The organism is Aquariibacter albus (assembly GCF_014145335.1).
Lineage (GTDB): Bacteria > Pseudomonadota > Gammaproteobacteria > Burkholderiales > Burkholderiaceae_C > Aquariibacter > Aquariibacter albus.
The window spans coordinates 50,409-68,089 of record NZ_JACIVI010000008.1 but is presented as its reverse complement, the minus strand read 5'-3'; the positions used below and the strand labels follow the sequence as shown (position 1 = coordinate 68,089).

14 protein-coding genes are annotated in these 17,681 nt (G+C 70.5%); 5 read left to right on the top strand and 9 right to left on the bottom strand.

All coding sequences use genetic code 11. The annotated features are described in order from the left end of the window. Nucleotides 1-6 precede the first annotated feature (6 nt). Both H4F90_RS15210 and argS read right to left on the bottom strand, forming a co-directional pair. Nucleotides 7-663 (bottom strand): SPOR domain-containing protein, encoded by a 657-nt coding sequence (locus tag H4F90_RS15210; protein WP_182666136.1) that lies wholly within the window; start codon nucleotides 661-663, stop codon nucleotides 7-9. 31 nt (nucleotides 664-694) lie between these two features. After that, nucleotides 695-2,407 carry an arginine--tRNA ligase gene (gene argS, locus H4F90_RS15205; protein ID WP_182666134.1) on the bottom strand — a complete coding sequence of 571 codons (1,713 nt, stop codon included), beginning with the start codon at nucleotides 2,405-2,407 and terminating at the stop codon, nucleotides 695-697. A gap of 121 nt (nucleotides 2,408-2,528) precedes the next feature. Here argS and H4F90_RS15200 point away from each other — a divergent pair, with 121 nt between their 5' ends. Continuing rightward, entirely contained in the window at nucleotides 2,529-3,875 is a 1,347-nt protein-coding gene (locus H4F90_RS15200) for a protein kinase domain-containing protein (RefSeq protein ID WP_182666132.1), read from the top strand. A 55-nt stretch (nucleotides 3,876-3,930) separates the two neighbouring features. On the opposite strand, the gene H4F90_RS15195 is transcribed toward H4F90_RS15200, so the two are convergent. Then, nucleotides 3,931-4,851: a LysR family transcriptional regulator gene (locus H4F90_RS15195; RefSeq protein ID WP_182666130.1), complete on the bottom strand. Its 921-nt coding sequence runs from the start codon at nucleotides 4,849-4,851 to the stop codon at nucleotides 3,931-3,933. 195 nt (nucleotides 4,852-5,046) lie between these two features. On the opposite strand from H4F90_RS15195, the gene H4F90_RS15190 reads away from it, so the two are divergent. Further along, nucleotides 5,047-5,793, top strand: coding sequence for a haloacid dehalogenase type II (locus tag H4F90_RS15190; RefSeq protein WP_182666128.1), 747 nt, complete (start codon nucleotides 5,047-5,049; stop codon nucleotides 5,791-5,793). Nucleotides 5,794-5,912: 119 nt separating this feature from the next. After that, nucleotides 5,913-7,502: a malate synthase A gene (aceB, locus tag H4F90_RS15185; RefSeq protein ID WP_182666126.1), complete on the top strand. Its 1,590-nt coding sequence runs from the start codon at nucleotides 5,913-5,915 to the stop codon at nucleotides 7,500-7,502. Nucleotides 7,503-7,595: 93 nt separating this feature from the next. Here aceB and H4F90_RS15180 read toward each other — a convergent pair whose 3' ends face one another. Both H4F90_RS15180 and H4F90_RS15175 read right to left on the bottom strand, forming a co-directional pair. Continuing rightward, complete coding sequence (locus H4F90_RS15180; RefSeq protein WP_182666124.1) at nucleotides 7,596-8,207, bottom strand: TetR/AcrR family transcriptional regulator; 612 nt, start codon at nucleotides 8,205-8,207, stop codon at nucleotides 7,596-7,598. 618 nt (nucleotides 8,208-8,825) lie between these two features. Beyond that, a complete protein-coding gene (locus H4F90_RS15175) occupies nucleotides 8,826-9,821 on the bottom strand; it encodes a LysR family transcriptional regulator (protein WP_182666122.1) in 996 nt (331 codons plus the stop codon). Nucleotides 9,822-9,946: 125 nt separating this feature from the next. Between H4F90_RS15175 and H4F90_RS15170 the strand changes: the two genes are divergently transcribed. Then, a complete protein-coding gene (locus H4F90_RS15170) occupies nucleotides 9,947-11,476 on the top strand; it encodes a CoA-acylating methylmalonate-semialdehyde dehydrogenase (RefSeq protein ID WP_182666120.1) in 1,530 nt (509 codons plus the stop codon). Nucleotides 11,477-11,509: 33 nt separating this feature from the next. Here the strand turns inward: H4F90_RS15170 and H4F90_RS15165 are convergent, their stop codons facing one another. From H4F90_RS15165 to H4F90_RS15150, 4 genes are all read right to left on the bottom strand, one after another. Further along, entirely contained in the window at nucleotides 11,510-12,145 is a 636-nt protein-coding gene (locus H4F90_RS15165; RefSeq protein ID WP_182666118.1) for a class I SAM-dependent methyltransferase, read from the bottom strand. 55 nt (nucleotides 12,146-12,200) lie between these two features. Continuing rightward, nucleotides 12,201-13,409: a DUF1501 domain-containing protein gene (locus tag H4F90_RS15160; RefSeq protein ID WP_182666116.1), complete on the bottom strand. Its 1,209-nt coding sequence runs from the start codon at nucleotides 13,407-13,409 to the stop codon at nucleotides 12,201-12,203. Between the two features lie 92 nt (nucleotides 13,410-13,501). Then, nucleotides 13,502-15,103 (bottom strand): DUF1800 domain-containing protein, encoded by a 1,602-nt coding sequence (locus H4F90_RS15155; protein WP_268911872.1) that lies wholly within the window; start codon nucleotides 15,101-15,103, stop codon nucleotides 13,502-13,504. Nucleotides 15,104-15,325: 222 nt separating this feature from the next. Further along, nucleotides 15,326-16,306, bottom strand: a complete 981-nt coding sequence (locus H4F90_RS15150) for a septal ring lytic transglycosylase RlpA family protein (protein ID WP_182666112.1) — start codon at nucleotides 16,304-16,306, stop codon at nucleotides 15,326-15,328. A 76-nt stretch (nucleotides 16,307-16,382) separates the two neighbouring features. On the opposite strand from H4F90_RS15150, the gene pcaCD reads away from it, so the two are divergent. Beyond that, nucleotides 16,383-17,654 carry a bifunctional 4-carboxymuconolactone decarboxylase/3-oxoadipate enol-lactonase PcaCD gene (gene pcaCD, locus H4F90_RS15145; RefSeq protein ID WP_182666110.1) on the top strand — a complete coding sequence of 424 codons (1,272 nt, stop codon included), beginning with the start codon at nucleotides 16,383-16,385 and terminating at the stop codon, nucleotides 17,652-17,654. The last annotated feature ends 27 nt before the right edge of the window (nucleotides 17,655-17,681 follow it).

The window sequence follows — 17,681 nt, the reverse complement described above, 5'->3', positions numbered from 1 at the left end:
CGAAGTTCAGGGTGCCGCCGGCTGGACGCGAACCAGCGCGGCCTCGAAGCCCTGCTCGGCCAGGTTGTCGCGACGGATCTCGGCCTCGCCCCGCCGGTCGAAGGGGCCCAGGCGCACACGGTGCATCGTGCGGCCGCCCTGCTCGCGCGCACTGACGCGGGCTTCATAACCCAGGATGGCCAGCTTGGCGCGCTGCTGCTCGGCGTCCTCGGGCTTGACGAAGGCACCCACCTGGACGAAGAACTGCACCGGGCCGCTGTCCGCCGCGGACGCCGGGGCGGCGGCAGGCGCCGGGGCCTGCCCCTGCGGAGCGACCGGCACCGGGGCGGGTGCCGGGGCGGGTGCCGGGGCGGGTGCCGGGGCCGGGGCCGGGGCCGCCGGGGCGGCGGGGTCCGCGGCCGGCGGGGGGCGCACCGCCGGCTTGCCCGAAAGCGGGCCGTTCGGATCCCAGTTGCGGTTGCGCTCGGCCTCGGCCGCATCCTGCTGCGCGCTGCGATGCGGCACCTTGTCGACGAAGGGGATGGGCACCTTGTTGACGTAGAGCGCGACGGCCAGCGCGACCAGCACGCCCAGCACGCCGCCGACGATGAAACCGAGCAGGAAGCCGCCGCGCTGGCGGCGGGCCGGGCCGGCGGCGCGGCGGGAGGCGGGAGAACGGCTCATCGGGTCGGGGCTCCGGGCTGGGGTCGCGGGCTCACATCTTCTCCGGCGCCGAGACGCCGAGCACGGCCAGGCCGTTGCGCAGCACCTGCGCGGTGGCGGCCAGCAGGGCGATGCGGGCGCGGCTCAGGAACGGGTCCTCGGTGAGGAAGCGCTCGGCCGCGTAGTAGCTGTGGAAGGCGCCGGCCAGATCGCGCAGGTAGAAGGCCACGTCATGCGGCGCCAGGTCGCGCGCGGCCCCGGCCAGCATGGCGGGGAAGTCGGCCAGCTTGCCCAGCAGGGTCTGCTCGGTCGGCGCGGTCAGCGGGCCCAGGTCGGCCTGGGGCAGCGTGTCCAGCGCGCCACCGGTCTGCTCGACCCACTGGCGCAGCACCGAGTGCAGGCGGGCATGGGCGTACTGCACGTAGAAGACCGGGTTCTCGTCATTGGCCTGCAGGGCCAGGTCGACGTCGAAGACGAACTCGGTGTCGGCCTTGCGGCTGATCAGGAAGAAGCGCACCGCGTCGCGGCTGGTCCATTCGATCAGATCGCGCAGGGTCACGTAGCTGCCGGCGCGCTTGGAGATCTTGACCTCCTCGCCACCCTTCATCACGGTGACCATCTTGTGCAGCACGTAATCGGGCCAGCCCTGGGGGATGCCGGCGCCGGCGGCCTGCAGGCCGGCGCGCACGCGGGCGATGGTGCCGTGGTGGTCGCTGCCCTGGATGTTGACGGCCTTGTCGAAGCCGCGGCCCCACTTCTCGAGGTGGTAGGCCACGTCGGGCACGAAGTAGGTGTAGGGGCTGGCGCCGGGCGGCAGGGCCTCGGCGCCGGACTTGCGCATCACGCGGTCCTTGTCGTCGCCGTAGTCGGTCGAGCGCAGCCAGAGCGCGCCATCCTGCTCATAGGTCTTGCCGGCCTCGATCAGGCGCTGCACCGTGGCCTCGACCTTGCCGCCGCTGTAGAGGCTGGATTCGAGGAAGTAGTGGTCGAAGCGCACGCCGAAGGCCTGCAGGTCCAGGTCCTGCTCGTGGCGCAGGTAGGCCACCGCGAACTGGCGGATGCCGTCCAGGTCCTCGGGGTCGCCGCTGGCGGTGAAGGCGCGGTCGTCGGCCGTGACCGTCTTCTTCGCGAGGAAGTCGGCGGCGATGTCGGCGATGTAGTCGCCGTTGTAGGCGTTCTCCGGCCAGCCGGCGTCGCCGGGCTTGAGGCCCCGGAGGCGGGCCTGGGTGGAGATGGCCAGCGTCGCGATCTGCACGCCCGCGTCGTTGTAATAGAACTCGCGCTGGACCTGCCAGCCCTGGCTCGCGTAGAGGTTGCACAGGGCGTCGCCCAGCGCGGCCTGACGGCCGTGGCCCACATGCAGCGGGCCGGTGGGGTTGGCGGAGACGAACTCGACCAGCACCTTGCGGCCGGCCGCGTCCGCGCTGCGGCCGAAGGCCTCGCCGGCGGCCAGCACCTCGCCGACCACGGCCTGGCGCGCGGCCGCCTTGAGCCGCAGGTTGATGAAGCCGGGGCCGGCGATCTCCAGCGCCTCGACCCATTCGGCCACGGCCGGCTGGGCCTGCAGCGCCGCGACCAGGGCGGTGGCCAGCTCGCGCGGGTTCTTCTTGAGCGGCCGGGCCAGCTGCATGGCCACCGTCACGGCCAGGTCGCCATGGGCGGCCTGCTTGGGCTTCTCGAAGGCCGGGCTCAGGCCGTGGCCGGGGGACACATGGTCGAGGGCGGCGGCCAGGGCCTGGCCGAGCGCCTGTTGGATACGGATCATCCGAAGATTCTAGGGGTCCCCCCCCTGGCGCAAGGGCCGGGCGGGGCGGGCGGGAGACAGGACGGCGGTCCACCCCCTGATCCCGCGAGTGCCGCCACGCCGGCCGCGCTACAAAGCCGGCATGCCTGCCGAGCCTGGACCGACCGAGCCCCCGCTGCCCGCGCGCATCGGCCGCTACCGCGTGCTGGCGCGGCTGGGTGCGGGCGCCAGCAGCGAAGTCTTTCTCGGCCACGACGACTTCCTCGACCGGCCGGTGGCCATCAAGCGCCTGCCGCCGCAGGACCCGGCCGACCCGCAGGCCAGCCGCCTGCGCGAGCGCTTCTTCGCCGCCGAGGCTGCGCTGATCGGCCGGCTGCAGCACCCCAACCTGGTCACGCTCTATGACGCGGCCGACGACCCGGCCGGGCCCTATCTGGTGATGGAGCCGGTGCGCGGCGGCACGCTGCGGCCACACACCCGGCCCGAGGCCCTCCTGCCGCTGGACCGCATCGTCGAGATCGGCATCCAGCTCGCCCTGGCCCTGGCCCAGGTCGCGCGCCAGGGCCTGGTGCACCGCGACGTGAAGGCAGCTAATCTGCTGGTCGAGCGCGATGCGGCCGGCGGCATCGCGCGGGTGAAGCTGGGCGACTTCGGCAGCGTGCTGAACCTGCGGGCCGATTGCACCCAGGTCGCGCGGGTCGGCTCGCTGCGGACCATGTCGCCCGAGCAGGTCGAGGGCGGCACGCTCGACGGCCGCAGCGATCTCTATGCCCTGGGCGTCGTGCTCTACCAGCTGATCGCCGGCCGACCGCCCTTCGAAGCGCCGAGCGAAGCGGCCCTGATCGCACAGATCCTCGACCGGCCACCGCCGCCGCTGCAGCCGCTGCGGCCCGGCGTCAGCCCGGCGCTCGAAGCGGTGGTGCTGGGCGCGCTGGCCAAGTCACCGGCCGGGCGGCCGGCCGACGGCGAGGCCTTCGCGGCCTCGCTGTCGGCCTTGCTCGCCGACCGGCAGGTGCCGCGGCCCGGGCCCCAGGAGCTGCTGGATTCCGAACGCTTCCGCCTGCTCGGCGAACTGGACTTCTTCGCCGGCTTCGGCGAGGTCGAGCGCTGGGAGCTGGTGCGCCGCGGCGACTGGGCCCAGCACCCGGCGGGCACCCTGCTGCACCGGGCCGGCGAGACCGGCGACCAGTTCCACATCATTGCCCGCGGCGAGGTCGAGGTGCATCGCGACGGCCGCTGCGTGGCCCGGCTCGGCGCCGGCACCTCGGTCGGCGAGATGGCCTACCTGGCCCCCAGTCCGGCCCTCAAGCGGCACCAGGCCGACATCGTCTGCACGGCGCCGACGACGACCCTCGGCTTCAGCCCGGCCCGGCTGGCCAGCCTGGGCGCAGCCACCCGGCAGCAGATGGACCAGGCCTTCATCCGCGTGCTGGTGCGGCGCCTGCACGCCGCGCACGAGGCGCTGGCGCACCCGCGCCGCATCCTCTAGGCCGGGGCCGGGCGGCGCCGGGGCCGGGCGGCGCCGGGGCCGGGCGGGCGCGGGCTCAGCCGCGGGCGGCGGCCGAGGACCAGTAGGCCGGATCGCCGTAGCTGTGCTTGAGGAAGTCGATCCACAGCCGCACCCGCAGCGGCAGGTGCTTGCGCTGCGGAAAGACGGCGTAGATGCCGCTGGGCGGCGCCGCGTAGTCGTCGAGCACGCTCTGCAGCGTGCCGGCAGCCAGGTCGGCCTCCACCTCCCAGCGGCTGCGCCAGGCGATGCCATGGCCCTCGCGGCACCAGTCGTGCAGCACCTGGCCGTCGGAGCAGTCGAGCCGGCCGCTGGGCTTGAATCGCAGCACCTCGCCATCGACCGTGAAGGCCCAGCCGCGGATCTGGCTGGCCTCGGAGGTCAGGGTCAGGCAGTCGTGGCGGGCCAGGTCGTCGGGCTGCTGCGGGGTGCCGTGGCGCTGCAGGTAGGTGGGGGTGGCGACGCAGACACGCCGGTTGTCGGCCAGCCGAACGCTGACCAGGCTGGAATCGGGCAGGTCGCCGACCCGCACCGCGCAGTCGTAGCGCTCGTGCACGATGTCGACGATGCGGTCGGCCAGGTTCAGCGAGACGGTCACGTCGGGGTGCAGCTCGGCGAAGCGCGGCACCAGCGGCGCCACGTGCCGGCGGCCGAAACCGGCCGGCGCCGTCACCCGCAGGTGGCCGCTGGCCTTCACGCCGCCGGCGCTGACGCTGGCCTCGGCGCTGGCGAGCTCGCCGAGCAGGCGCTGGCAATCCTCCAGGAAGGCGCTGCCCTCGTGGGTCAGGGTGATGCGGCGCGTGGTGCGGACCAGCAGCTTCACGCCCAGGCGCTCCTCCAGCGCATCGATGCGCCGACCGACCACCGCCGGGGCCACGCCCTCGTCGGCCGCGGCCTGGGTCAGGCTGCCCTTGGTGGCGACGCCCACGAAGGACTCGAGTTGCTTGAGCCGGTCCATGGACCGCGATTATGGGTCCGGCATGACGGACTGCCCTCGGCTCAGCCCTTGATTCCGGCAGGAAGGCAGCGGAAAGATCCCCCCTGTGCCGCGCGCGATCGCAGGGCATGAAGCCTCCGATTCGTGCGCGCCGCGCAGGAATGCAGCGCGCTGCGGTGCATCAATCGGCCGTCGGCTTGCGCATACAGTGGCCCGATGGACAAGTTGCCGAACCGCCCCCGACCGCCTTTGCGGGCCGTGCTGTTCGACGCCTACGGCACCTTGTTCGACGTCTACAGCGTGGCCGCCAGCGCCGAACAGCGCTTTCCCGGCCGCGGCGAGGCCCTGGCGCGGCTGTGGCGCGACAAACAGCTCGAATACAGCCGCCTGGTCAGCATGGCCGATGCCGGCGGGCGCCTCTACCAGCCCTTCTGGGACCTGACCCGCGCCAGCCTGCGGCACGCTGCCCAGACCCTGGGCCTGGCGCTGGACGAGGCCGCCGAAGAGCGGCTGATGAACGAGTACCGCCACCTCAGCGCCTACCCCGAGAACCGCCGCGTGCTGCAGCAGCTGCGGGCCCTGGGCCTGCCGGCGGGCATCCTCTCGAATGGCGACCCGGCGATGATCGCGGTGGCCGTGAAGAGCGCCGGCATCGCCGACCTGATCGATCCGCTGATCAGCGTGGGCCCGCTGCGCTGCTACAAACCGGATCCGCGCGTCTACCAGCACGGGCTGGAGGTGCTGCGCCAGACCCGTCCCGAACTTCAGGCACGCCAGGTGCTGTTCGTGTCGAGCAATGGCTGGGACGTGCTTGGCGCGACCTGGTTCGGCTTCACGAGCTTCTGGCTGAACCGCGCCGGCCTGCCGCGCGAGACCCTGGATCCCCCGCCGACCCACGAGGGCCGGCGGCTCGATGACTTGCTGCCGCTGCTCGGTGACCCCGGCGGCGCGGCCGACGCCTGAGCTTCCCGCCACCGCAGAACACCGGCCCCAGCGTCCCCCGTCCTGCCGCGCACCCCGGTGCCGGCCCCTTGTTTTCTCCGACCGCGCCGCCGCGCGCCCCGACCCCCAGGAGCCCTCCCATGAGCCTCACCCTGCCCCAAGGCATGCAGATCACCGGCGCGATCGAGCCCGGCTTCGACAGCATCCTCACCCTGCCCGCGCTGGAACTGGTCGCCAAGCTGCACCGTGCCTTCGAACCGCGCCGCCAGCAGCTGCTGGCCGCCCGCGTCGAGCGCGCCAAGCGCCTCGACGCCGGCGAGCGCCCGGACTTCCTGCCCGAGACGAAGGCGGTGCGCGAAGGCCACTGGACCATCGCCCCGCTGCCCAAGGCGCTGGAGTGCCGCCGTGTGGAGATCACCGGTCCGGTCGACGCCAAGATGGTCATCAACGCCTTCAACTCGGGCGCCGACAGCTACATGACCGACTTCGAGGACAGCAACTCCCCGAAGTGGCACAACCAGATCCAGGGCCAGATCAACCTCTTCAAGGCCATCCGCCGCACCCTGACCCTGGGCCAGGCCGGCAAGACCTACAAGCTCAACGACAAGATCGCGACCCTGCAGGTGCGCCCGCGCGGCTGGCACCTCGACGAGAAGCATGTGACCGTGGACGGCCAGCGCGTCTCGGGCGGCATCTTCGACTTCGCGCTCTTCCTGTTCCACAACGCCAAGGAACAGATCGCCCGCGGCGCCGGCCCCTTCTTCTACCTGCCCAAGATGGAAAGCCATCTGGAGGCCCGGCTCTGGAACGACATCTTCGTGATGGCGCAGAACGAGATCGGCCTGCCGCAGGGCACGATCAAGGCGACCGTGCTGATCGAGACCATCCTCGCCGCCTTCGAGATGGACGAGATCCTCTATGAACTGCGCGAGCACAGCGCCGGTCTGAACGCCGGCCGCTGGGACTACATCTTCAGCTGCATCAAGAAGTTCAAGAACGACCGCGACTTCTGCCTGGCGGACCGCAAGCAGGTCACCATGACCTCGCCCTTCATGCGCGCCTACGCCCTGCTGCTGCTCAAGACCTGCCACAAGCGCGGCGCGCCCGCCATCGGCGGCATGAGCGCGCTGATCCCGATCAAGAACGATCCGGAGAAGAACGCCGTCGCGATGGCCGGCATCATCAAGGACAAGCGCCGCGACGCGAACGACGGCTACGACGGCGGCTGGGTCGCGCACCCGGGCCTGGTGGATGTGGCGATGAAGGAATTCGTCGACGTGCTGGGCGACAAGCCCAACCAGATCAGCCGCCAGAAGAAGTACACCCACATCGAGGCCGAGCACCTGCTGGAGTTCAAGCCCGAAGGCCCGATCACCGAAGCCGGCCTGCGGATGAACATCAACGTCGGCATCTACTACCTCGCCGCCTGGCTGGCCGGCAACGGCTGCGTGCCGATCTACAACCTCATGGAAGACGCGGCGACCGCCGAGATCTCGCGCTCGCAGGTCTGGCAGTGGATCCGCTCGCCCAAGGGCGTGCTGGAGGACGGCCGCAAGGTCACGGAAACCATGGTCCGCGCCATGGTGGCCGAGGAGCTGCAGGGCATCAAGGACGCCGGCTACGAAGGCAGCACCGTGGACCGCGCCGCCGAGATCTTCGAACAGATGAGCACCAGCGAGGACTTCACCGAGTTCCTCACGCTGCCGCTGTACGAAGAAGGCAGCTTCTGATCGACCGGGGCCCCGGACCGCACGGCCCGGGATCTCGCGCCGTCAGGGCATGACGAGGGCACCTGCGGGTGCCCTTTTCCGTGGGCCGGCCGCTCAGCGCGCGGCCAGGCCGTCGAAGCAGCTGGCGAGCACCCAGTCGATGATCTGTTCGGAGCTGGCGCTGCCCGCCTGGCGCAGCACCGCCAGCACCGGATCACAGGCCCGCGCGTAGACGGTGTAGAGCACCACCTCGGGCGGCAGCTGGGGATTGAGCGCACCGGCCGCCTGTGCGGCCTCGACCCAGGCGCCGATGCGGTCGCTCAACTCGAAGAGGCGGTCGAGGTAGTCGGCCCGGCCCGTCAGCTCGGCGCGCAGGCTGGAGTTCTGCGCAGGCAGGCTGGGCATCTCGCCGGCCATCTGCACCTCCATGCTCCAGCGGGCCACCGCCTTGAGCTGGTCGAGCGGCGCGGGCGCCGGGTCCAGCGCCTCGCGCTCCGCCACGAAGGCGAGGGCGCGATCCATCAACCTGACCATGGCCGCGGCCGCCAGCGATTCCTTCGAGCTGAAATGCTTGTAGAGGCTGGCCTTGGCGATGCCGACCTGGGCCGCGACTTCGTCGACGGTCATCAAGTCGAAGCCCTTCTCGGCCAGCAGGCGGTTGGCGGCCTCGACGATGGCCTGTTCCCGGGCCACCAGGACCCGTTCGCGAAAGCTGGGTTTGTCCATGACGGCAGTGTATGACGGCGCGTTGCTCGGGCAGACGCACCGTCTCCACCGCGAATGTCAGGTCGCTGCCCTCCATCGCGAGGGGTGAACGCCCTCCGCCGTCATGGCCTGAAGGCTCAGTTCCAAGCCGAGGCAGATGCCGACATCGGCCGGGTCCGGGGTGCCGGCCAGCAGCTCGCGCCGGCCTCGGCCACCCTGGGGCCACCAGCGCCGCCACCAGGCCACGGGCCGGACGCGCCGGGCATATGTCGGGAGCAGGGTGGGGCGCATGGCCGCAGTGTGGCGGGGCGTCCTGGACGAGGATTCCTCCGTAAGCGGGGGCTGGGACCGGCAATCCGGCCGATCGGCGCCCGGTGCGGCAGCTCACGGCCGCTCGATTCCACGAGACACCCACTTTATGGGGATTCAACCCCCCGTCTCACCCCTTCCAACAATCGATCCGTGCTGTCACACGTCGGCGTCCCGAGACGCCGAACCGCGAATCGGGCAGCGCGTTCCGCCCCCTCCGGTCCAACCGTCGCAGTACGGTCGCCCCAGCGAAGCCGGCACGGTGAGCGCGACGCGCCAGCCCCACGGGCCCAACGGTCTCCTCCGGGGGATCTCCTCAACCCGCCGACCTCAGGTCGGCGGGTTTTTTTTGCCCGTCTCGCCGGCCGTCAGCGGAAAGCCATCGGCCAGCACCTCGCGCAAATGGGCCACGAGGGCCCGGACCGCGCGGGTCGGGGCCACATGGGCGGGCCGCAGGGCCAGGATCTGAGCGCCGAAGGCCGAGACCTCGCGCCAGTCCGGCAGCAGCGGCTTGAGCCGCCCGGCGCGGACTTCGGCCTGGGCGCTGAAATCCGGCAGCAGGGCCAGGCCCAGGCCTTCGAGCGCGGCGGCGCGCAGCAGCTCGCTGTTGTTGGCGGCCAGGGCGCCGCGCAAGGGCACGGTGACCGGGAGTTCAGGCTCGCCCGGGGCGGGCGCCAGCGGCTCGAAGCGCCAGGCGGCCGGCTCGCCCGGTCGCCAGTAGCCCAGAGCCTCGTGGGCGGCCAGCTCGCGCGGGTGCTGCGGCTCGCCGCGGACCTGCAGGTGCTCGGGCGTGGCCACCAGCACGGCGCGGGTCGGGCAGAGCGTCCAGGCGACATGGTCCTCGGGGGCCGCGCTGGCGTGTCGGATGGCCAGGTCGTAGCCCTCGCGCGCCAGCGGCACCAGGCGGTCGGACAGATCCAGCTCGATGCGCAGGCCCGGGTGGGCACGCAGGAAGCCCGCCAGGTGCGGCACGATGTGCTGCCGCCCCAGCGCGACCGGCACGGTCAGCCGCAGCAGACCGCGCGGTGCCTCGGCCAGGTCGCGCACCTCGGCGAAGCCGCGGGCGATCTGGGTGTAGGCGCCGCGGGTGGCCTCGACCAGCTGCAGCCCGGCCTCGGTCAGCCGCACGCTGCGGGTGGTGCGGCGCAGCAGCGGCACGCCGGCCTGCCGCTCCAGCTCGGTCAGGCGCTGGCTGACCGCGGCCTTGCTCAGCCCGAGCCGCGCCGCGGTGGCGGTGACGCTGCCCTGCTCGGCCAGCACGCCCAGGGTGTGGATCTGCGGCCAGAGCAGGTCGGGGCGCGGGGCATCGGGGGAGGGCGAAGGCATGGCGAACCCGGGACTCATTGGCCACACATTGTTCACTTCATCGAACAATGAAGCCAGTCCGCCGGGCTGGTGCCGGCCCCGGGGCTTGCGTAGGCTGCAGTTCTTCCCGCAGCACGGAGCCCCCCATGAGCCAGCCCCAGCCCCAGCCCTACACCGACACGCAGGCCGTCGGCCACCACATCGCCGGCCGGATCCAGCGGCCGGACGGCAGCCGCCGCCAGACGGTGTGGAATCCGGCCACCGGCGCCGCCGCGCGGGAGGTGCTGCTGGCCGATGCCGCCACGGTGGACGCCGCCGTCGCCGCCGCACAGGCCGCCTTCCCGGCCTGGTCGCAGACGCCGCCGCTGCGCCGCGCGCGCATCCTGAACGCCTTCCTCGGCCTGTTGAACCAGCACCGCGACACCCTGGCCGCGATGATCACGGCCGAGCACGGCAAGGTCTTCAACGACGCGCAGGGCGAGGTCACCCGGGGGATCGAGATCGTCGAGTTCGCCTGCGCCGCACCGCAGCTGCTGAAGACCGACTTCAGCGACCAGGTCGGCACCGGCATCGACAACTGGCTGCTGCGCCAGCCCCTGGGCGTGGTGGCCGGCATCACGCCCTTCAACTTCCCGGTGATGGTGCCGATGTGGATGGTCCCGGTCGCCCTGGCCTGCGGCAACTGCTTCGTGCTCAAGCCAAGCGAGCGCGATCCTTCGCCCTCCCTCTTCATGGCCGAGCTGCTGAAGCAGGCCGGGCTACCCGACGGGGTGTTCAACGTCGTGCAGGGTGACAAGGGGGCGGTCGACCGCCTGCTCGTGCACCCGGACGTGGCCGCGCTGAGCTTCGTTGGCTCCTCCGCCATCGCCCGCCACATCTACGAGACCGGCGCGCGCCACGGCAAGCGGGTGCAGGCCCTGGGCGGGGCGAAGAACCACCTCGTGGTGATGCCCGATGCCGACCTCGACCCGGTGGTCAACGCCCTGGTCGGTGCCGCCTACGGCTCGGCCGGCGAGCGCTGCATGGCGATCAGCGTGGCGGTGCTGGTGGGCGACATCGCCGATGCGGTGGTCGAGCGCGTCGCCGCCCGCGCCCGCGCACTGAAGATCGGCGACGGCCTGCAGGACGGCGTGGAGATGGGCCCCATCGTCACGGCCGAGGCCCGGGCGCGGATCGAAGGCTATGTGGGCCTGGGCGTCGAGGAAGGCGCGCAGCTCGTGGTCGACGGCCGCGGCCTGCGCGTGCCGGGCCGCGAGGGCGGCTTCTTCACCGGCGGCAGCCTCTTCGACCACGTGACGCCGGCCATGCGCATCTACCGCGAGGAGATCTTCGGCCCGGTGCTGGCCTGCGTGCGCGTGCCGGACTTCGAGGCCGCGCTGGCCCTGGTCAACGGCCATGCCTACGCCAACGGCGTGGCCTGCTTCACCCGCGACGGCGGCACGGCCCGCGCGTTCTCGCGCCGTGTCGAGGTCGGCATGGTCGGCATCAACGTGCCCATCCCGGTGCCCATGGCCTGGCAGGGCTTCGGCGGCTGGAAGCAGAGCCTCTACGGCGACCACCATGCCTACGGCGAGGAAGGCCTGCGCTTCTACACCCGGCAGAAGAGCGTGATGCAGCGCTGGCCCGAGGCGCGCGCGGCCTCGGCGGCCGAGTTCACGATGCCGACGGCGCGCTAGACCGGTCCAGGGTCGACCGCAGATCGCTTGGAGTCAGCTCGGCAGGCGAAGCCGAAAGGCGAGCTGGTTGTACAGGGTGTCCTTGCCAAAGATCACTGCCCAGGCGAGCGGGATGAGAGCATGCCGCCTTCCTCTCCACTTCCACAGCGTGTTGATGCCACCCACGTGATCGACAACGAAGCCCGTTTCGCGCAAGACTCGTCCCAGACTCTTCAGCGTGAAGAAGCGCAGATGCGTACGGTCCAGAGTACCCGCATCGACATATCGCCAGTCCTTTTCCACCAGCACCTCCTTGAGGAGCTGTGAGTTGCGGACGTTCGGTACCGACCCGACCAGTTCCCCTCCAGGCGCCATCTTTGACTGCAACGCACGGAGGACTGCCTGCGGATCGATCATGTGCTCGAGGACATCGTTGCAGACGATCAGGTCGAAATATGCGTCAGGCAATGCGTCCAGATGAGCCTCGACCATGCCCACCAGCACTTTATGGAGCTTGGCGCTTGCCCGCTCCGCCATGGCCTGAACTGGCTCAATGCCCCAGTACTCGGATACCTCTGGAAAGTGGGCGGAAAAGGACCCGCCTCCGCATCCGACTTCAAGAACACGCTTCGGGGGGCGGGTCACCAGCGCCGCAATCTCGGTTCGGGGCAGTTCGTAGTAGCTGTCCATGAGGGCACATCAATGTCGTGGAAGATCAGCATACCTTCCCTACCTTGGCGGACTGTCAAGCAAAGAGGGGTTCAAGGCGTTGGAAGGCCCCCAGATTCGGCAGCACGCTGGGCATCAGGTCGCGCGGCAGCCCCATCCAGGATGCAAGCTCGGCCATCAGCTGGTCGGTCGCCGTGCTGGGTAGAAGCAAGCCTCGGGCCTCCACGAGATCCGGGCTGTTTCGAGTGAGATCGGGCTCTCGGCCATGCAAGCCTGTCCGCACGCCACCACCCAGCAAGAGAACATGCCCCCCCCAGCCGTGGTCAGTTCCGCTTGCATTCTGCACAAGGCTGCGGCCGAACTCGCTGTAGATCACGGTCAACACATCATCGGTTAGCTTGAGTTCCTCTAGCGCGGCGCGAAAGGCGGTCAAGCCCGCGTTCAGATCCTTGAGTCGCTCTTGAAGGTCGGACGCAAGTTCACGGTGCTGGTCGTAGCCCCCATGCATCAGAAAGTGGACCGATCGACGCCGGCCGAGCAAGCTATCAGCCTTGAACAAGCGGGCTGCAGTCTTCAGCGCGGGCAGGGCCGGGAAACTCGTCGTCACTTGCACGGAAGCGAGGGCGTCGTTGATCAGCGACACCACGCCAGCTGCCCTGTGCTGGGCCCGGGCGTACTCCTGGGCCAGAGGATGCCCCGCACCAAGGTCTCTGGTCGTGGCCATGCGTGCCATGACCTGCTCCGCCAGAGCCACCACATCGCGCGGGATGCGCCGCGTAGACATCCGAGGCTCCGCCCCGTCTTGGCTCAAACCCAAAGAGCGAAGCGTCTCAGCGCCGAAACTGGGTTGCGGTCCGCTGAAGCTGAGCATCGGGGACAGCCTGGCCGCAGGGCTGTAGACCGGATGGAGCAGTTCCATCAGGCGGCCGATCCAGCCAGTACGGGGCGCCAGCACTCCGGCATCACCTGCCTGCCAGAGGCTGTTCTGACTGGAATGGCTGAAGAGCTGGGGCGGCAGCGGCTTGCTGCGCTGTCGGTAGTCGACGGCACTCACCGGCTGCAGGAGAGGCCCAACGTTGCGCACGATGCCTAGCTGGCCGGCGGCCCATGCAGCATGCAGTGAGGTGAGAACGGGGTGCAATTGCCAATCAGGCGTCAGCGCAGCTGCGGGGTAGTCCGGCAAGGCCAAGCCCGGACGGGCGGCTTCGTAAGCACGCCGGTTGGCCCCGGCACGAGGACTCAGCAACTGGTGGCAATCCACCCCCCCGCTCAAGTAGATGACCATCAGGCCGCGATGGCGAGGCTCGCGATGCGCATGGGCAATGAGCGATGAGCGGTCGGAAGGCTCCCCCTGGGGGAGAGACACCTCAGGAGAGGTCATTGCCGAACCGCCATGTCGGGGTGAATGGAGATGAACCAGGCAATGCCCTGAAGCACAGAAGCCCGAGCCGGGTAGGCCGAGGATCCGGCGCCGCGGGGTAGGCGGGCCAAGATGCGCAGAAGGTCTGCGCGGTCGTCCGCCGGCAGCAACCTTCCGGCCAACAGCAAGGCCTGCGCATCGACGAGCTCAGCGTCGTGGATGGGGTCGGCTAGACGTTCGAACAGGGCCTCCGGCAGGACGATCCCTTCGCAGAAACCAGCCATGCCATTGAACCTCAGGGTCGCACCGTATTCGTCGCAGTTCTGAAGTTCGGGGGCGACCCACCCGGCATCACGCACAGGCCCCTGCGGAGAGAAATCAAGCTGGTTGAAATTGAAGACCGAGGGCGCCGTGAACGGCCTCTGCGTGCTGAAGCGCTCATGCAAGGTAAACACTGCAAAGCGCTGACGCTTTGCATCAACGTGCGCGCCAAGCAGGCGAGCCAAGCCAATCACCTGAACATAGGGCTCGATAACCCGACCGAACTCAGGCCGATCGGGGTGCAGGACCTCTGGGTCAAGGAAGACCGCGCGCAGCACGGCTTTCATCTCCCCGCGGCGGCCTTGACCGTCATCTTTGAAAGCCTTGCTGACACGACTCACGTAGGCAGCAGACGGGTTGCTGGTGGTCAGACGACGGATCAGGTTCAGGGCGATGAACGGGGGGCAGTTCGGGTGCTCAAACAGGACATCGAGCGCGGCATCCAGTGCTTGGATACCGCCGGTCCCGGCAGGCAGCCGCAGCTTGCCGCCCAGTCCATGAACGGCCTCGGGCGAGTGCTCTCGGCTGTCCACGACCAGCGGCCGAGCCCATGCTTTGGACTCGTAACTTGACGTGTTGTCCACCCCGAAGCCCAGGGTTCGGCCTTGCTGGTCAGGGCCTGGGGAATACCAACCTGTGAAGACCCGCGCGAGCTGGATCACGTCGTCTTGGTCATAGGTGGGAATGAGCCGGCCCGCCGCGTCCCTGCGCAGGCTACCGTCTTCGTTGAGTTCCCAGAGACCAAGGGTGAAGAGCTGCATCAGCTCGCGTGCGTAGTTCTCGTCAGGCTGCCGCCCAGTCCGCAGATCGGCCTTGCGATTGTTGAGATAGGTGAGATACGAGGCCATGTCCAGGCTCTGGCTGACTTCACGCAGCAGATCGCGGAAGTTGCCGGTCGCACCCCGATTCAGGATGTCCCAGAAATTAGCCAGCGCGAAGGGCACCGTTCGGTTTGTCCCCAGTTCGGACACGACGAGGATCTGGGACAGGGCGTAGCTCACTCGCTGCCGCACCATGTCAGGTGCCCAAATGCACTTCCAGTCGATGGCGCGGACCCGCGTCGAGATAAAGACCGGAACCTGCGGCTCCTCGAATCCGGGCGGGCCCTTGCGTTCGATCCAGTCCGTGACGGATAGGCTGGGCGGTGCATTCAGCTGAAGCTCAAGCCATGCTGCAGGGCCATGCGCTTCAACCGCGTCCAAGTCTGCGGAGGTCGGCCCGAAAGTGCAGAAACTCAACCAGCGCGCCGCTCTCTGACGTTGAACGGATGCGTGCGGGAGGGCGGTGCTCGGTCGCATTGCCCCTGAGCGACCAGCCGCTCCCGCCCTGTCCGCCAGGCTGCCACCGAGGGCGAGCGCCATCAAACGCTTAATGCATCTCCGGCGGCCCCGGGCCGAACAGCGTACAGACCTTGCGGGTAAGCAGGTGGATGACTGCGAGCTCATCTGTCATCGAGTATTGCACGGCTCAGAGGTTCCCTATCGGCTCAAGTGCCGCCTGTAGGAGAGCCACACCAAGCCTCAGGGCCGCTCGACCAGCCGCGGCGGACTGGACAGTCGGCTGGCACTGCCGCGCTGGTCACGCAGGGCCAGCTCGCGGCTGGGATAGGGCCCGGCCAGCACGCGGTGCCAGCCATCGGCGCTGCGGATGACCAGCGGGGCCGCGAGCTCCAGCAGCAGGCTTTGCAGCTGCTGGCTGAAGCCTTCGGCACCGGCCCGCTCCCGGAAGGCACCGAACTGCAGCCACAGGCGCAGCGCGCTGCCCGGTGAGGCTTCAACCGCCAGGGCCGCTTCGGCCGGCCGGGACGGGGGCGCGGGAGCGGCTGGTTCCGGAGCCGATTCCGCGGGCAGGCCCTGCAGCCGCTCAGGGGGCGGCGCGGCAGCCGCGCTCAGCGTGGGGGGCTCGGCGGGTGGCGTGGCATCACGCCGCCAGCTGCCGCTGCGGATGACTTCGTGGGTGAGCCGCTCGACCTCGACCAGCGCGACGCCCCGCTGCACGCCCAGCTTGACGGCGGCCGCATAGCTCAGGTCGATGATGCGGTCCGGATGGAAGGGCCCGCGGTCGTTGACGCGGACGATGATCTCGCGGCCGTTGCGCGGGTTGCGCACGCGGGCGTAGCTCGGCAGGGGCATGGTGCGGTGGGCGGCGCTCATCGCATGCATGTCGAAGATCTCGCCGCTGGCGGTCGGCAGGCCATGGAACTTGCGGCCGTACCAGGAGGCCAGGCCACGCTCGACCAGCGGCACGTCCTCGGTCTCCGGCGTGTAGCTCTGGCCGAGCACGGTGTAGGGCTTGTTCGGCCCGCCGACGCGCAGGCGCTCGACCCGCGGCACCGCATCGGGCAGGTCGGCCAGCTCGGCGGCGCTGCGCTCGCCGGGACCGTCGCGACCGGACCGGGCGGGCTCGGGGCTGCTGGCGCAGGCCGCCAGCAGCAGGGCCATCAGGCCCGGGGCCCAGGCGGGAAGGGCGGGCTGAACGGCGGGGCGGACACGGCAGGGCATGCCGCCACCTTAGCGCAGCGGGCAGGCCGCGAAAATGCAGCCCTTCGTCCTTCCCTGCCCCCGCCCGCCGGACCCCATGAGCCACGATCCCTACGACCACGACATCGAACGCGGCATGCGCAACCGCCGGCAGATCCTGGGTGACGCCTGGGTCGACGCCTCGGTGCCGAATGCCAACGCCTTCAACGCCGATTTCCAGAACTTCATCACCCGCTACGCCTGGCACGAGATCTGGGGCCGTCCCGGCCTGGACCCCAAGACCCGCCGCGTGATCGTGCTGGCCGTGACCAGCGCCCTGGGCCGCTGGGACGAGTTCACCCTGCACACCCGCGCCTCGCTGGGCATGGGCGATCCGGCCACCCGCCTGAGCCCCGAGGAGGTCAAGGAGGTGCTGATGCAGGTCGCCATCTACGCCGGCGTGCCGGCGGCCAACACGGCCATGGCCACCACGGTCAAGCTGCTGCGCGAGCTGGGCCACGAGCTGCCGCCACGCTCGGCCGCCGACACCGTGCACCCCGGCGTCGGCGCGCAACGCCGCACGGCGGGCAGGCCGGCGCTGCACTACACGGTGCGCGAGGCGCGCGATGTCGACACCCCCCGCCACACCGTGGTGATGGCCCATGCGCTCGGTGCCGACAGCAGCCTGTGGGACGGCCTGGCCAACCGCCTGGCCAGCGATTGCCGCGTCGTCTGCTACGACCACCGCGGCCACGGCGGCAGCGAGCTGCCGGCTGGCCCGGCGCTCAGCATGGCCGCACTGGCCGATGACGCGAGCCGCCTGATCGAGGAGCTGCAGGCCGAGTTCGGCTGCGGCCCGGTGGTCTTCGTCGGCCTCTCGCTGGGCGGCATGGTGGGGCAGGAGCTGGCCCTGCGCCGGCCCGAGCTGCTCAAGGGCCTGGTGCTGGCCCACACCAGCGCGGGCGACCCCGCGCAGGCGGCCAGCTGGGCCGAGCGCGCCGCCGCCATCGAGGCCGCCGGCCACCTGGAGGCGACGGCCGAAGCCGCGATGCAGCGCTGGTTCACCCCCGGCTTCCGCGAACGCAACCCGGCCACCGTGGCCCGCTGGCAGCGCCGCCTGGCGCGCACCGACTGCAGCGGCTACCTGGCCGCCCTGCGCGCGGTGGCCGGCCACGACACCGCCGCGCGCCTGCCGCAGATCGCCATGCCCACCCTGGTGATCGCAGGCGCCGAGGATCCGAGCCTGTCCGTGGCCGGCCACCAGGCCCTGGCCGCCGCCATCCCGGGCGCGCAGCTCCAGGTGCTGGCCGAGGCGGCGCACCTGGGCGTGATCGAGCAGCCCCAGGCCTTCGCCCAGGCCGTTCAAGGCTGGCTGGACGCGCGGGACTGACCGGCCGGGCCCGTCGCCCGGCGGCCT